Source organism: Acidovorax sp., from assembly GCF_022763525.1.
Lineage (GTDB): Bacteria > Pseudomonadota > Gammaproteobacteria > Burkholderiales > Burkholderiaceae_C > Acidovorax.
The window spans coordinates 1-15,612 of the sequence record NZ_JALEGG010000139.1; the positions used below are offsets into that span (position 1 = coordinate 1).

The 15,612-nt window shown below is 65.9% G+C and carries 16 protein-coding genes; all 16 read left to right on the forward strand.

The features are described from left to right. Positions 1–368 precede the first annotated feature (368 nt). The 16 genes from MRY84_RS10615 to MRY84_RS10690 all read left to right on the forward strand — a co-directional run bounded on the left by MRY84_RS10615 (position 369) and on the right by MRY84_RS10690 (position 15,585). Positions 369–569 carry a hypothetical protein gene (locus MRY84_RS10615; protein WP_291505699.1) on the forward strand — a complete coding sequence of 67 codons (201 nt, stop codon included), beginning with the start codon at positions 369–371 and terminating at the stop codon, positions 567–569. Positions 570–605: 36 nt separating this feature from the next. Then, entirely contained in the window at positions 606–881 is a 276-nt protein-coding gene (locus MRY84_RS10620) for a hypothetical protein (protein WP_291505700.1), read from the forward strand. 152 nt (positions 882–1,033) lie between these two features. Continuing rightward, positions 1,034–1,501: a Spy/CpxP family protein refolding chaperone gene (locus tag MRY84_RS10625; protein ID WP_291505701.1), complete on the forward strand. Its 468-nt coding sequence runs from the start codon at positions 1,034–1,036 to the stop codon at positions 1,499–1,501. Between the two features lie 16 nt (positions 1,502–1,517). Continuing rightward, entirely contained in the window at positions 1,518–1,886 is a 369-nt protein-coding gene (locus MRY84_RS10630) for a hypothetical protein (protein ID WP_291505702.1), read from the forward strand. Then, positions 1,864–2,595 carry a response regulator transcription factor gene (locus tag MRY84_RS10635; protein ID WP_291505703.1) on the forward strand — a complete coding sequence of 244 codons (732 nt, stop codon included), beginning with the start codon at positions 1,864–1,866 and terminating at the stop codon, positions 2,593–2,595. Before MRY84_RS10630 ends, MRY84_RS10635 begins: the two co-directional genes overlap by 23 nt. 11 nt (positions 2,596–2,606) lie before the next feature. Further along, on the forward strand, positions 2,607–4,004 hold the full coding sequence (locus MRY84_RS10640) for a HAMP domain-containing sensor histidine kinase (protein WP_291505704.1): 1,398 nt from the start codon (positions 2,607–2,609) through the stop codon (positions 4,002–4,004). Positions 4,005–4,408: 404 nt separating this feature from the next. Beyond that, positions 4,409–5,374: an ABC transporter substrate-binding protein gene (locus MRY84_RS10645; RefSeq protein ID WP_291505705.1), complete on the forward strand. Its 966-nt coding sequence runs from the start codon at positions 4,409–4,411 to the stop codon at positions 5,372–5,374. Between the two features lie 32 nt (positions 5,375–5,406). Then, positions 5,407–6,243, forward strand: coding sequence for an ABC transporter permease (locus MRY84_RS10650; protein WP_291505706.1), 837 nt, complete (start codon positions 5,407–5,409; stop codon positions 6,241–6,243). Continuing rightward, the gene (locus MRY84_RS10655) at positions 6,240–7,019 is read left to right on the forward strand and encodes an ABC transporter ATP-binding protein (RefSeq protein ID WP_291505707.1); all 780 of its coding nucleotides are present in this window, start codon (positions 6,240–6,242) and stop codon (positions 7,017–7,019) included. Before MRY84_RS10650 ends, MRY84_RS10655 begins: the two co-directional genes overlap by 4 nt. A gap of 30 nt (positions 7,020–7,049) precedes the next feature. After that, positions 7,050–7,862, forward strand: a complete 813-nt coding sequence (hutC, locus tag MRY84_RS10660; protein WP_291505708.1) for a histidine utilization repressor — start codon at positions 7,050–7,052, stop codon at positions 7,860–7,862. A 65-nt stretch (positions 7,863–7,927) separates the two neighbouring features. After that, the gene (hutH, locus tag MRY84_RS10665; RefSeq protein WP_291505709.1) at positions 7,928–9,466 is read left to right on the forward strand and encodes a histidine ammonia-lyase; all 1,539 of its coding nucleotides are present in this window, start codon (positions 7,928–7,930) and stop codon (positions 9,464–9,466) included. Between the two features lie 38 nt (positions 9,467–9,504). Beyond that, on the forward strand, positions 9,505–11,229 hold the full coding sequence (gene hutU / locus MRY84_RS10670; RefSeq protein ID WP_291505710.1) for a urocanate hydratase: 1,725 nt from the start codon (positions 9,505–9,507) through the stop codon (positions 11,227–11,229). A gap of 62 nt (positions 11,230–11,291) precedes the next feature. Further along, entirely contained in the window at positions 11,292–12,173 is an 882-nt protein-coding gene (locus tag MRY84_RS10675; RefSeq protein ID WP_291505711.1) for a phytanoyl-CoA dioxygenase family protein, read from the forward strand. Between the two features lie 21 nt (positions 12,174–12,194). Continuing rightward, positions 12,195–12,809, forward strand: coding sequence for a HutD family protein (locus MRY84_RS10680; protein WP_291505712.1), 615 nt, complete (start codon positions 12,195–12,197; stop codon positions 12,807–12,809). Positions 12,810–12,907: 98 nt separating this feature from the next. Next, positions 12,908–14,176, forward strand: a complete 1,269-nt coding sequence (gene hutI / locus MRY84_RS10685; RefSeq protein ID WP_291505713.1) for an imidazolonepropionase — start codon at positions 12,908–12,910, stop codon at positions 14,174–14,176. Next, the gene (locus MRY84_RS10690) at positions 14,173–15,585 is read left to right on the forward strand and encodes a formimidoylglutamate deiminase (protein WP_291505714.1); all 1,413 of its coding nucleotides are present in this window, start codon (positions 14,173–14,175) and stop codon (positions 15,583–15,585) included. Before hutI ends, MRY84_RS10690 begins: the two co-directional genes overlap by 4 nt. The last annotated feature ends 27 nt before the right edge of the window (positions 15,586–15,612 follow it).

The following is a 15,612-nucleotide window of genomic DNA, read 5'->3' on the forward strand; positions in this document are numbered from 1 at the left end:
ACCCTCTGGCTATTTTTCTCCCCCGCAGCCCAGGACATCGCATTGCGTGTCTATGCACAGCCCTGCGATCCCCCAACCGCCCTGGACTGCATTGGTCTTCTGGCGGGGGAGGGTGATGCACTGGGTATGGAGGAGCCTCCGATGGCCAAGGCCGCCTAAGCAAGTGGACTCCACTTACCCGCATCACTGGGCAATGCCGTGATGGACTGACATCGGCGGTAGCGTCAGCGACCCTGCCGAGAGGCTAGGTCCTCGCCCCCTGCGTAAGGCGGTTCCTACAGGCAACACCACCCGTTGCCGACAGTTTTCGGGCTGTCCTCGTGGACCATGAAATGCGTGGCCGCTGAGGTCCTTCAGGAGCAAGCACTATGTTCTCAATAGACCCAAAATCCCATGATCTGGAAGGCCGGTCAGATTTTTGGGCGCTGCAGATGGGGCAGCCTACCGACGATATCCCACAGCGTCAGCAAACCGACCATTTGTTTACCCAGGGTGGGGATGCGCACGGGGTAGAGCGAGAACTGCAATTCGCAGACCTTGAATACCGCATTCCCCAGGCGATGGGGTGAGCAGAGGGCCCGTAATGGAGAGGATTGGCGAGCAGCATGGCCTTGACGTTACATATCCGGTGCGAAGGCCATCATCGTTATTTGGCGAGGGTATTTGACGGTAAACGAATGGTTGGTACCCCGACCACGCACGGGCGGATCGAAGACGCGATAGTTGCCTACGCCGATCAGCGCGGTGAGTTGCCGAAGTCCGAGACTTTTGATCTTTGGCTCGACGGCTGGTGTGTAGGCGTGGTGACGACGGCTCAGATGCAAACCCATGCCACAGAACTGGCTGAACGCTTGAAGATGCTTTCGGCGGTGCTTCGCTGAGCTGCAGGCGTGAAATATGCGGTAGGGGTCCATGCTCCCTTCTCCGCATTTGAAACAAAACGAAATAAACCGAAACTGCGTCGAGACCACGTTCCCAGGGGGGCGCGGCACCATCAAGGCCATTGTTCCACCGGCCTTGAAAGGACCACACCATGAAACCCTGGATTCGGAAGACCCTGTTGGGGAGTTTCGGCGTTGCCATCGCTCTGGGTGGGTTGACCGCCTGCTCCAGCGGCCACTACCACCGCGGCGGGTGGACCTCTGAAAAGATGGCGGAGGTTCGCAGCAAAATGGTCGATCGGGTCAGCGACAAGCTGGACCTGAACGAGGCACAGAAGGTCAAACTCAACGTGCTGGCCGACAAGCTGCAAGCCCAGCGCGCCGCCTTCGCGGGCAAGACGCCGGACCCCCGCGCGGAGATGCAGGCCATTGTGGCCGGTGAGCGGTTTGATCGCGAGCGTGCGCAGGCCTTGCTGAACGAGAAGACCCGCGCAGTGCAGGCCAACGGCCCTGAAGTCCTGGGCGCGCTGGCCGATTTCTATGATGCGCTGAACCCTGAACAGCAGCAGAAGGTGCGCGAGTTCATGCAGCGGCGCAAAGGCTGGATGATGCGCGGCTGACGGCACGGAGGCAGCCATGTCCCCCACGCTCGAACCCATCCACCACCTAGCCCAAGGGGTGCGCAGGCACGGGGCGGCCCTGTTGGCGGGCATGCCCAATCCCCACGACGAGTTGATGTCGCTGGTCTGGGGCCCGCGGTTTGACCGCGAACATGCCCTGGGCCTGGTGGCGCAGCGGCCAGCCGTTGCGGCGCAGACCCTGCCCGCGCTGCTGGCGGCGGCAGACCGCTTTGATGCGCTGCAGGTAAGTGCCCAGCGCCGCCTGCGCAGGATGATCGTGCGCCATCGGGCGCTGCGGGCGGCAGGTGATGCGTGCGAGGAGCCCGCGCCGCCAGTAGAGCAGGATGATGGGAAAATTCTCTATGCACCGCATTCTGCTCATTGACGATGACGCGCAGCTCGGCCCGCCCCTGGCTACTTACTTCCGGCGGTTTGAGCTCGACTTGATCCACGCCCTCAAGCCCAGCGAGGGGCTCGCCTTGCTGGCGCAGGGTGGTTTCGATGCCGCCATTTTGGACGTTATGTTGCCCGAGATGGATGGCTTTGAACTGTGCCGCACGATTCGCAAGCAAGGCGATTTGCCCATCGTGATGCTGACGGCCCGCGGTGAGGTGATGGATCGCGTGGTGGGCTTGGAACTGGGGGCGGATGACTATCTCCCCAAACCTTTTGAACCGCGCGAGCTTGTGGCCCGGCTGCAGACCGTGCTGCGCCGCCTGCGCGTTGGCGGGCCGGTGGGTGCAGCCTCGGGACCGCTCCAGTTCGAGGGCCTGACCATTGACGCGGCGCAGCGCAGCGTGTTGCGGCAGGGGGAGACTTTGGAGCTGACCAGCACCGAATTTGACCTGCTGCACCTGCTGGCGCGGGAGCCCGGCAAAGTGTTCAGCCGCGACGACATCCTCAACCAATTGCGGGGCCACGAGGCAGAGCTGTACACCCGCGCCGTGGACATTGTGGTCAGCCGGCTGCGCAAGAAGCTGGAGCCTCTGGACTGCATCAAGACGTTGCGCAATGCGGGCTACTCGCTCGCGCTGCGCCGGGCTGCAGCAGGGGGGACGGCAGCGTCGCCGGCTTCGGATGCCTTTGCACCATGAAAGCGGAACCGATGAAAGCTGGCAGTTCCTCCTCGGACTGCCCTTGGCACCGGCGCGCGCGCGACGCGGTGGGATATTCGCTGCACTTGCGGCTGGTGCTGGTGTTCATGGCCCTGGCGGTGACGGTGGCAGTGGCCTTCATGGGCGGGATGCAGAAAGTGGTGGCCCTGGGCTGGAAGGAGGCGGCTCGCCCCCTGTTGATGGACTATGTGGATCGCCTCACGGCCGAGATCGGCAGCCCGCCCAGCATTGAGCGCGCGCAGGCCATTGCCGACCGGTTGCCCGTCACACTGCGCATCGACGGGCCCGAGGTCCGGTGGGACTCGCACCCGGACCGCCCCCGCCCCGACTGGATGAGCGAAAAGGTGCAGCGCCAGGACCATTGGAGCCGCGATGACACTGGCTACCGGCTGTTGCACCGCACCACTGCAGATGGCCATCACATCGAGTTCGGACTCAATGCCTTGTCGTGGGACAAGCGTCCGCGCATTGCCTGGGGAACACTCACCATCTTGCTGCTGCTGACGGCGCTCGCCTATGTCTATGTGCGCCATCTGCTGCGTCCGCTGGATGACATCCGGCGCGGAGCGCGGCGCTTTGGCAATGGGGATTTTGGCGAGCCTATTCCCGTTCGGCATGCGCACCGGCCCGACGAGCTGGGTCAGCTGGCAGGCACCATCAACACCATGGGCGAGGACATCCACCAGATGCTCGAAGCCAAGCGTGCACTGCTGCTGGCCATGAGCCACGAGTTGCGCAGCCCCCTCACCCGGGCGCGGCTGAATGCCGAGCTGTTGCCCGAGTCGCCCGACGTGCAGGCCCAGCGGGCCGCATTGATGCGCGACCTGGGGGAAATGAGCCGGCTCATCACCGACCTGCTCGAGAGCGAACGCCTTGCCGGGCGTCACGCGGCGCTGCACCGCGAATCCACCAACCTCGAATCACTCGCGCGCGGCGTAGTGGCCGAGCTGGAGGCGCGCCACGCAGGTGCCGCCGCCATCACGCTGGATGTGCAAGAAGTGCTACCCCACTGCATGGTGGACCCGTCGCGCGTGCGGCTGTTGATGCGCAACCTGCTGGACAACAGCTTGCGCCATAACGACCCGGCCGCGCAGCCGCCGCGCATGCAGCTGCGCCTGCGAGACGGTGTAGTCGAGATCGAGGTGCGCGACCATGGCCCCGGTGTTCCGCCAGAGCATCTGCCGCATCTGGCCCAGGCTTTCTATCGCCCGGATTCGGCGCGCCAGCGGACAACGGGCGGGGTGGGCCTGGGCCTTTACCTGTGTCGACTGGTGACCCAGGCGCATGGCGGGAGCCTGCAGGTGCGCAATGCCGATCCGGGGCTTTGTGTGACAGCACGTCTGCCTTGCGGCGGGGACAGCTCCGAAGTTGGTGCCACCCCAGGGTGAGGCGTGACGCGGGGATGGGGCTGGCCCCCACGCCACCCTGGTGCACGCCAAGGAGCCCTGGCGCCCTTTGAAGCCTCCGTGCCGTATAGCTGAGCGTGGCCATGCGGCAATTTCTTCCGGCACAGGAGAAGAGGGCGATTGAATAACAATTGGCCCCTAGGGCTGGATGGTCAAGCGCGACCAGCTATCTTTTTGGGAGCACTTTCGGGGCCGGCCGCGGGCACTGCAATCACGCAATGGGCAGCTGGCCTCGTATTTGCTAACCATCTGCTGTCCCTGACCAAGAAGCGATACTCAGCGTTTACCCTGTATATACAGGTATGCTCTGCCTGTCATCATGGCAGCCGCGAGGGCATCCGCCCGCCGGATTGGGGCGCAGCACTTTTTTCAAACAGGAGCAGATGATGATTCGATCGGTTGCGAAATGGACGTCGCTGGCAGCGGCTGCCGCATGCGTAGTAGGCTTGGCCGCGCCGGCACAGGCGCAGGACACCAAGATCGTGCTGGGCATGTCCGGCTGGACGGGCTTTGCGCCGCTCACCCTGGCCGACAAGGCCGGCATCTTCAAGAAGAACGGCCTGGATGTGGAAATCAAGATGATTCCGCAGAAGGACCGCCACCTGGCCCTGGCCTCCAAATCCATCCAGTGCGCCGCCACCACGGTTGAGACGCACGTGGCCTGGAACGCCAACGGCGTGCCCATCGTGCAGATCTTCCAGATGGACAAGTCCTACGGTGCCGACGGCATTGCGGTGCGTGGCGACATCAAGGGCTTTGCCGACCTCAAGGGCAAGACCATCGGCGTGGATGCGCCCGGCACTGCCCCGTACTTCGGCCTGGCGTGGATGCTGAGCAAGAACGGCATGAGCCTGAAGGACGTGAAGACCACCACGCTGTCGCCCCAGGCGGCTGCGCAGGCCTTTGTGGCGGGCCAGAACGACGCCGCGATGACGTACGAGCCCTACCTCTCCACCGTGCGCGACAACCCTGCATCGGGCAAGATCCTGGCCACCACGCTCGACTACCCCATGGTGATGGACACCGTGGGTTGTGACCCCACCTGGCTCAAGGCCAACGCCAAGGCGGCGCAGGCGCTCACCAACTCGTACTTCCAGGCGCTCGACATGATCAAGGCCGATCCGGCGAAGTCCAACGAGATCATGGGAGCGGCCGTCAAGCAGACGGGCGAGCAGTTTGCCAAGTCGTCGTCCTTCCTACGTTGGCAGGACAAGGCCGCCAACCAGAAGTTCTTTGCGGGCGAACTGCAGTCCTTCATGAAGGACGCCACGGCCATCCTGCTGGAGGCCGGCATCATCCGCAAGGCGCCGGATGATCTGAACGCGACGTTCGACGCGAGCTTCATCAAGTAAACCGGTTTTCCCGAGCCCAAGAAGAGCGCGCCATGTCTGCTGTGCAACCCCTGTCTGTTACCGAGCCCCAGGTCCCCGTGCGTCGGCGCTCGCTGGCCCCGCTGGAGCCCGTGAGCCCCCGTGCGCGTTGGATGCTCGGGCTGGCCTTCTTCGCCGTGTTCGTGGCGGTGTGGGCGTTCTTCACCTTGGGCGGCTTCGTGTCGCCCACCTTCCTGGCCAGCCCCGTCACCATGGTGAAGGAAGGCTGGCTGCTGTTCACTGAATACGGCTTCATCAAAGACATCGGCATGACCATCTGGCGTGTGGTCGGCGGCTTCATCCTGGCCGCCGTCATTGCCGTGCCACTGGGCATTGCGATGGGTGCGTACAAAGGCATCGAGGCTTTTTTCGAGCCCTTTATCTCGTTCTGCCGCTACCTGCCTGCGTCAGCTTTCATTCCGCTGCTGATCCTGTGGGCGGGCATTGGCGAGGCGCAGAAGATCCTCGTCATCTTCATCGGCTCGGTCTTCCAGATCACGCTGATGGTGGCCGTTACCGTGGGCGGTGCGCGGCGCGACCTGGTGGAGGCCGCCTACACATTGGGCGCGGGCCACAAGGGCATCGTCACGCGGGTGCTGATCCCCGGTGCGGCGCCCGAGATCGCCGAGACCCTGCGCTTGGTGCTGGGCTGGGCCTGGACTTATGTCATCGTGGCCGAGCTGATCGGCTCGTCCAGCGGCATTGGCCACATGATCACCGACAGCCAGTCGCTGCTCAACACCGGCCAAATCATCTTCGGCATCATCATCATCGGCCTCATCGGGCTGGTGTCCGACTTCGCCTTCAAGGCGCTCAACCACCGTCTGTTTGCCTGGAGTTTTGTGCGATGAGCAGCGTATCCATTCAAGCCGTCTCGCGCACCTTTGAAGGGCGCAAAGGCCAGCGTACACAGGCCCTGCTGCCGGTGGACTTTGAAGTGCGTGACAACGACTTTGTCACCATCCTCGGCCCCTCGGGCTGCGGCAAATCCACGCTGCTGCGCATCGTGGCGGGCTTGGACCACGCCACCAGCGGCCGCGTGTTGTTGGATGGCGTGCCCGTGGAAGGCCCCGGTGCCGATCGCGGCATGGTGTTCCAAAGCTACACGCTGTTCCCCTGGCTCACCATCGAGCAGAACATCCGCTTCGGCCTGCGCGAGCGGGGTATGCCCGAAGCGCAGCAAAAGGAACGCGCCGCGTACTTCATCGCCAAGGTAGGCCTGCGTGGCTTCGAGCAGCACTTTCCCAAGCAGCTGTCGGGTGGCATGCAGCAGCGCACCGCCATTGCGCGCGCGCTGGCCAACGACCCCAAGATTTTGCTGATGGACGAGCCCTTCGGTGCGCTGGACAACCAGACCCGCGTGCTCATGCAAGAGCTGCTGCTCGGCATCTGGGAGGCCGAGCGCAAGACCGTGCTTTTCGTCACCCACGACATCGACGAAGCCATCTTCATGGCCAACCGCGTGGCCGTGTTCAGCGCGCGGCCTGGCCGCATCAAGACGGAGCTGGCGGTGGACCTGCCGCATCCGCGCCACTACACCATCAAGACCAGCCCCGAGTTCATGGACCTCAAGGCGCGCCTGACCGAAGAGATCCGCGCCGAATCCATGGTGGCGGACCTGCACTGATCTGAACCCGCAACAGCCCCGCGTCCACCCATGAGCGCCCGTCCTTCCCGCCGCACCACCGCAGCTGCACCGCGCAGTGCCACGCCCGCCAAGGCGGTGGCAGCCGTGGCCGCGCCCGCGCAGGCCATGGCGCTATACGAGCAGGTCAAGGACCACATCTCACGCAAGATCCAGGAAGGCATCTGGCGCGCGGGTGACCGCCTGCCCTCCGAGAACGAGCTGGTCACCCAGTTCGGCATCTCGCGCATGACGGTGAACCGCGCGCTGCGCGAGTTGGTGGAGCAGGGCCGCATCGTGCGCGTGGCCGGTGTGGGCAGCTTTGTGGCCGAGGACAAGCCGCAGTCCACGCTGCTGCAGATAGCCAATTTGGCCAGCGAAATCCGCCAGCGCGGGCACGACTACCGCTGCGACGTGCTGACGGTGGAGCGCACCTCCGCCACGCTGGAGGTGGCCGCCGCGCTGGACCTGCGCACGGGTGAGTCGGTGTTCCACTCGCTGTGCATCCACCGCGAAGACGGCCTGCCCGTGCAACTGGAAGATCGCCACGTGAACCCGCGCCAGGTGCCCCAGTTCGCCGCGCAGGACTTCACGCAACTGCAGCCCTCCGAATACCTGGTGCGCAACGTGCCTTTCGACCAGATCGAACATGTGGTCGATGCCGTCATGCCCACCGCCGAGCAGGCCGCGCTGCTGGAGATGTCTCCGCAGGAGCCCTGCTTGCTTCTTACCCGCCGCACCTGGTCGCGCGGGGTGCCGATCACCGTGGTGCGCTGCCTGCATCCCGCAACCCGCTACCGCCTGGGCAGCCGCTTCCGAGCCGACGGCAATCCGGTAGCGGGCTGAATTTTCTTTCGCCAAAAGCACAGAGTTTTTCGCTTGTACCTACTTGTATATACAGGATCAACGCCATGACACAACACGCATCACCCATCACCCTGCACCCCGGCCGCGTCACGCTGGCCGAGCTGCGCCGAATCCACGCCGGGCCGGTACAACTGGTGCTGGATGCCTCAGCGCGCGCTGGCCTGCAGCAGTCGCTGGCCACAGTGCAGCGCATCGTCGATGAAGACCAGGTGGTCTATGGCATCAACACCGGCTTTGGCAAGCTGGCCAGCACCAAGATTGCCCACGATCGTTTGGCCGAACTGCAGCGCAACCTGGTGCTGTCGCACAGCGTGGGCACGGGCGACCCGCTGCCCGACGATGTGGTGCGCCTTGTCCTCGCGACCAAGGCCGTGAGCCTGGCGCGCGGCCACTCGGGCGTGCGGCCCGAGTTGGTGGATGCGTTGCTGGCCTTGGCCAATGCCAACGTGCTGCCGGTGATCCCGGCCAAGGGCTCGGTGGGGGCGTCGGGCGACCTGGCGCCCTTGGCGCACCTGGCCTGTGTGCTGATCGGCGAAGGGCAGGCCAAGGTGGACGGCAAGGTGGTGTCGGGTGCCGAGGCCATGCGCTCCATTGGCCTGCAGCCCTTTGTGCTGGGCCCCAAGGAAGGGCTGGCGCTGCTCAACGGCACGCAGGTGTCCACCTCGCTCGCGCTGGCCGGTTTGTTTGGCGTCGAGAGCGTGTTTGCTGCCGCGCTGGTCGCGGGCTGCCTGTCGCTCGAAGCCATCAAGGGTTCGGTCAAACCCTTTGATGCACGCATCCACGAAGCGCGCGGCCAGGCCGGGCAGATCGCCGTGGCGGCCGCCGTGCGCGCGCTGCTCGACGGCAGCGCCATCGACCCATCGCACCCCAACTGCGGCCGCGTGCAAGACCCGTATTCCATCCGCTGTGTGCCGCAGGTGATGGGCGCGTGCCTGGACAACCTGCACCACGCCGCGCGCGTGTTGACCATCGAGGCGAACGCCGCGTCGGACAACCCCCTGGTGTTTGACAACGGCGACGTGATCTCCGGCGGCAACTTCCACGCCGAGCCCGTCGCCTTTGTGGCCGACATCATTGCGTTGGCCGTCGCCGAGATCGGTGCGATTTCCGAACGCCGCTTGTCGCTGTTGCTGGACCCGGGCCTCTCGGGCCTGCCTGCGTTCCTGATCCGCGACAGCGGCGTGAACTCCGGCTTCATGATCGCGCAGGTCACCGCCGCCGCGCTGGCGGCCGAGAACCAGTGCCTGGCCAACCCCAGCAGCGTGACCAGCCTGCCCACATCGGCCAACCAGGAAGACCACGTTTCCATGGCCACCTACGGCGCGCGCCGCCTGGGTGACATGGTGCGCAATGCAGCGGTGATGGTCGGCATCGAAGCCATGGCGGCCGCGCAGGGCATGGAGTTCGACCGCTCGCTCAAGAGTTCACCCCTCATCGAAGCGCAATTCGCCGCCATCCGTGAGCGCGTAGCCTACCTGGAGCAGGACCGCTATCTCGCCCCCGACATCGAAGCCATGCGCGCCTGGGCCCAGCAGTCCACCTGGCCTGCCGCGCTCACGCAATGCCTGCCCAGTTTCGCCTGATTTTTTCCACGCACACCACTGATTCACAGGAGTCCACCATGAACGCCAACGACGCCATCATCGCCGCCGCCTCCAACACCGACCCCCGCCGCGACGCCACCCGCGTGATCCGCGCGCCGCGCGGCAGCCAGCTCACCTGCAAGAGCTGGCTCACCGAGGCGGCCTACCGCATGATCCAGAACAACCTCGACCCCGAGGTGGCCGAGCGCCCGCAGGATCTGGTGGTGTATGGCGGCATCGGCCGTGCCGCGCGCAACTGGGAGTGTTTTGATCAGATCCTGGCGTCGCTCAAGGACCTCAACGACGACGAGACCCTGCTCATCCAGTCCGGCAAGCCCGTGGGCGTGTTCAAGACCCACGCCAACGCGCCCCGCGTGCTGCTGGCCAACTCCAACCTGGTGCCCAAGTGGGCCAACTGGGAGCACTTCAGCGAGCTCGACCAGAAGGGCCTGTTCATGTACGGCCAGATGACGGCGGGCAGCTGGATCTACATCGGCACGCAGGGCATCGTGCAGGGCACCTACGAGACCTTTGCCGAGGCAGGCCGCAAGCACTATGGCGGGTCGCTCGAAGGCAAGTGGATCCTGACCGCAGGCCTGGGCGGCATGGGCGGCGCACAGCCGCTGGCCGCCACCTTTGCGGGCGCGGTGTCGCTCAACATCGAATGCCAGCAAAGCAGCATCGACTTCCGCCTGCGCACGCGCTACGTGGACAAGCAGGCGCGTGACATTGACCACGCCATCGAACTCATCCGCCAGCACACGGCGGCCAAGGAAGCCATCTCCATCGCGCTGCTGGGCAATGCGGCCGAGATCCTGCCCGAGCTGGTGAAGCGCGCCAAGGCGGGGGGGCTGAAGCCCGACCTGGTGACCGACCAGACCTCGGCCCACGACCTCGTCAACGGCTACTTGCCCGCAGGCTGGACGGTGGCCCAGTGGCGTGCCGCGCAGCAGGACGTGACGCAGCACGAGGTGCTGAAGAAGGCGGCCGCCAAGTCCTGCGCCGTGCATGTGCAGGCCATGCTCGACTTCCAGCACATGGGCATCCCGGTGGTGGACTACGGCAACAATATTCGCCAGGTGGCGTTTGACGAAGGCGTAAAAGACGCATTCGACTTCCCCGGCTTTGTGCCCGCGTACATCCGCCCGCTGTTCTGCGAAGGCAAGGGCCCGTTCCGTTGGGTGGCCCTGTCGGGCGACCCTGAAGACATCCGCAAGACCGATGCCAAGATCAAGGAGCTGTTCCCCGAGAACAAACACGTGCACCGCTGGCTCGACATGGCGGGCGAACGCATTGCTTTCCAGGGCCTGCCCGCACGCATCTGCTGGCTGGGCCTGGGCGAGCGCCACATCGCGGGTCTGGCCTTCAACGAGATGGTGAAGAACGGCGAACTGAAGGCCCCCATCGTGATTGGCCGCGACCACCTGGACACCGGCAGCGTGGCCAGCCCCAACCGCGAGACCGAAGGCATGAAAGACGGCACCGACGCCGTGAGCGACTGGCCACTGCTCAACGCCTTGCTCAATACCGCAGGTGGCGCCACCTGGGTCAGCCTGCACCACGGCGGGGGCGTGGGCATGGGCTACTCGCAGCACTCGGGCATGGTCATCGTGGCCGACGGCACCGAAGCGGCGGCCCAACGCCTTGCCAATGTGCTGGTCAACGACTGCGGTAGCGGCGTGATGCGCCATGCCGACGCAGGCTACGAGCTGGCGGTGGAGACGGCCAAGAAGCAGGGCCTGAAGCTGCCGATGATCAAGTAAGCCCGCCGATACTCGCGGGATCTATCTATCAGTCTGCACGTTTGATCTGGAGGTGAGGTGCCATGTCCGATGTTTCGTCCGGGGTTCTGCAGCAACCGTGGCAGGCGCGCCTGCGCGAGCGACTGAGCGACCAGCAGGTCGCCGAATTCGCCCGCGATGGCGCGATCTGCATCAAGCAGTTGCTCACGCCTGAAGAGGTCGCGTTGCTGCGCGAGGGCATCGATGCCAACCTGGCCGCGCCCAGCCCGCGCGCCAAGGTGGCCAGCAGGCCGGATGACCCGGGCCGCTTCTTTGAGGACTTCTGCAACTGGCAGGACATTCCGCAGTTCGGCCGCTTTGTGCGCGAAACCCCGCTGGCCCTGGCCGCCCAGCGCCTCATGCAGTCGCGCACCGTGCGGCTGTACCACGACCATGTGCTGGTGAAGGAGCCGGGAACCCGCCAGCGCACGCCCTGGCACCAGGACCAGCCGTACTACAACATCGACGGCGTGCAGAACATCAGCATGTGGATTCCGGTCGATCCGGTGTCCCGCGCTGCGACGCTGGAGTTTGTGGCCGGTTCGCACAAGGGGCCGTGGCTCATGCCGCGCACTTTCATGGACAACCAGGCGAAGTGGTTCCCCGAAGGCAGCCTGCAGGACCTGCCCAACGTTGAGGCCGACCGTGCTGCATTCCCCATCGTGGGCTGGGAGATCGAGCCCGGCGACGTGGTGTGTTTTCACATGCTCACGCTGCATGCCGCCGGTGGGGTGGAGGGCCCCAACCGCCGCCGCGTGTTCTCGGTGCGGTTCCTCGGCGACGATACGCGCCATGCACCCCGGCCGTGGAAGACTTCGCCCGAGTTTCCGGGTCTGGCGGACGAGTTGCCCGCTGGCGCGGAGATGGACCATCCGCTGTTTCCGCTGCTGGTCACCGGCGCAGAGCCGACCACCGCAACATCCTGATTGATGAACACGGCAACAACGATGGCAATGCACTTTTTTGACCTGGCCACCACCCCCAGCATGCCCTGGAAAAACGGCGGTGGCAGCACGCAGGAGCTGGCCTGCTGGCCCCGGGGCGCAAACATGAATAGCTTTGAGTGGCGCGTGAGCCTGGCCACGGTGGACCGGCCCGGGCCGTTCTCCGTCTTCCCGGCCATCGACCGGCAGATCATGCTGCTGTCTGGCGACGGCCTGCACCTGCGCAGCCCTGGCTGGGAGCACCGGCTGGAGCCGCGCTGGCAGCCGTTTGCGTTTTCCGGCGACGATGCGGTGGACGGTGCGATGCTGGGCGGCACCTCCAAGGACTTCAACCTCATGTTGCGGCGGGGCCTGTGGCATGGGCCTCTGCGGGTGGTGAGCGAGGCGCAGTCGCCCGGCGACACGCCCGCAGGCCTGTGCCTGGTGCTGCAGGGCGATTGGCAGTGGGTGGCGCCGGGCGCCGGGCCGCGTGCGCTGGCTACAGGGCAGGGCTTTTGGTGGGCGGGCGAGGGCGGTGCAAGGCCGGGCCAACTGGAGCCGTTGCATGCAGGGGCCGACGCCGATGCGCCCGCACTGGTCTGGATCGCCTTGCAGCGCGGTGCAGCTCCCAAAATTTGAATAAAAATGGCCGCCACCGCCTGATGGATAAGCGCTGGTAGCTATTATTTGTATAGCATTCAACACGGAGCCCACGGGTGGGCAGGCAGATGCAACACATGGACAACCACGGCCACCCGAACGGGGCGGCCGCCAGCCAGAACGCCGATGGCGTGTGGCACAACCTGAAACCCGCGCCCGGCCTGTGGGCGGCCGACGTGGCAGTGCCTGAGGGCCAATCGGCCTGCGTGGTGGTGCAGCAAGGCCAGATGGCCTGGGTGGGGCCCGAGGCGCAGTTGCCTGCCGCCTACCAGGCATTGCCGCGCCACGATGCGCAGGGCGCGCTGGTCACGCCCGGCTTGGTGGATTGCCACACGCACCTGGTCTATGGCGGCCAGCGTGCCAACGAGTTCGCCATGCGCCTGGCCGGTGCCACGTACGAAGAAGTGGCCAAGGCGGGCGGGGGCATTGTGTCGTCGGTCAAGGCCACGCGTGCGGCGTCGGAAGACGAGCTTTTTGCCCGGGCCGTGCCGCGCCTGCAGGCCCTGCTGGCCGAGGGCGTATGTGCCATCGAGATCAAATCGGGCTACGGCCTGGCGCTGGAACATGAGCGCAAACAGCTGCGCGCGGCCCGCCGTCTGGGCGAGGCGTTTGGCGTGACGGTGCGCACCACCTTTTTGGGCGCGCACGCGCTGCCGCCCGAGTACGCAGGCCGCAGCCAAGCCTATGTCGATCTGGTCTGCAACGAGATGCTGCCCGTGCTGGCTGCCGAGGGCCTGGTGGATGCGGTGGATGTGTTCTGCGAACGCATCGCCTTCACGCTGGCTGAGACGGAGCAGGTCTTCCAGGCTGCGCAAAAGCTCGGCATCCCCGTCAAGCTGCATGCCGAGCAGCTGTCGGACATGGGCGGATCGGCGCTGGCCGCGCGCTATGGCGCACTGTCGTGCGACCACATCGAGCACCTGTCGGCCGACGGCATCGCTGCCATGAAAGCCGCAGGCACCGTGGCCGTGCTGCTGCCGGGCGCCTACTACACGCTGCGCGACACGCACCTGCCGCCCATCGCACAGCTGCGCGAGGCGGGCGTGCCCATGGCCGTCTCCACCGACCACAACCCGGGCACCTCGCCCGCGCTCAGCCTGCTGCTCATGGCCAACATGGCCTGCACGCTGTTCCGCCTGACGGTGCCTGAGGCGCTGGCGGGCATCACCACCCACGCCGCGCGTGCTCTGGGCCTGCAGGGCACACATGGCCTGATCGCGTCGGGACGGCCCGCCAACTTCGTGCTGTGGCCTGTGGGCGAGGCGGCCGAGCTGGCCTACTGGTTTGGCCACAAGCCCGCCGGCACCATCGTGCGGCAGGGGCGCATCCATGGAGTCATGCCATGAGCGAGCCGCTTCAACGCCAACTTTTCGCTGCCGATGCCTTGCTGCCCACCGGCTGGGAGCGCGATGTGCTCGTCGCGTGGGATGGGGCAGGGCGCATTACCACCATCACGCCCAATGCGCAGCCCAACGGCGCCGCAGTGGCCACCGGCCCGCTGCTGCCCGGCATGCCCAACCTGCATTCGCACGCCTTCCAGCGCGCGTTTGCGGGCCTCACGGAATACCGGGGCGAGAGCCAGGACAGCTTCTGGAGCTGGCGCAACCTGATGTACCGCTTTGCCGCGCGCATCACGCCCGAATCGCTGGAGGCCATTGCCACCTGGCTGTATGTGGAGATGCTGGAGGCGGGCTACACCAGCGTGTGCGAGTTCCACTATGTGCACCACGACCAGGACGGCCGCCCCTATGCCGATGACGCCACACTGTCGTTGGCGCTGCTGCGTGCGGCGAAGAGCGCGGGCATCGGCATCACGCTGCTGCCGGTGCTGTACCAGACCAGCGGCTTTGGCGCCAAGCCGCCGCGTGCCGCCCAGGCCCGCTTTGTCCGCAGCACCGACAACATGCTCTCCTTATTGGAGCGCCTTGCGCCCGCTACAAGGGCGCTGGGCGGCATTCTGGGCCTGGCCCCGCATTCGCTGCGCGCCGTGCCACCCGACAGCCTGGCCGCCGCCGTACAGGGCCTCACGGCGCTGAACCCCCGGGCCCCCATCCACATCCACATTGCCGAGCAGACGCAGGAGGTTCAGGACTGCATCGCCTGGAGCGGCCAACGCCCCGTGCAGTGGCTGCTGGAACATGCCCCCGTGGATGAACGCTGGTGCCTGGTGCATGCCACGCACATGACGCCGCAGGAATACGCCGACGCCGCGCGCACGGGGGCTGTGGCCGGTATCTGCCCCACCACCGAGGCGAACCTGGGCGACGGCCTCTTCGACATGCGGCTGTGGCTGCAGCACGGCGGCCGCTGGGGTGTGGGCTCCGACAGCCACGCCTGCGTGAATGCCGCCGAGGAGCTGCTGATGCTCGAATACGGCCAACGCCTGTCACTCCGCCAGCGCAATGTGCTGGCCAGCAGCACCCAGGCCGAGGTGGCCACGGCCATGACCTTGCAGGCAGTGCAGGGCGGGGCGCAGGCGTCTGGCCGCTCACCCGGCGGCATGGCGGGCCCTGCAGGCCTGGCGGTCGGCCAGCAGGCCGACATGGTGGCGCTGGATGCGCAGCAGGTGGCACTGGCGGGCCTGCCTGCGCCCAGCATGCTGTCGTCCCATGTGTTCGGCAGCCACCGTACCTCGGCCATCGACAGCCTGTGGGTCGCGGGCGTGTTGCGGGTGGCGCAGGGGCGTCATGCATTGCACGACACGGCTGCGCAGGCTTTTGTGGCGGCGCGCTCCACCACCATTTCGGCCGGTTGACTTCCCCCTGTTCTTTGATTCCATCCA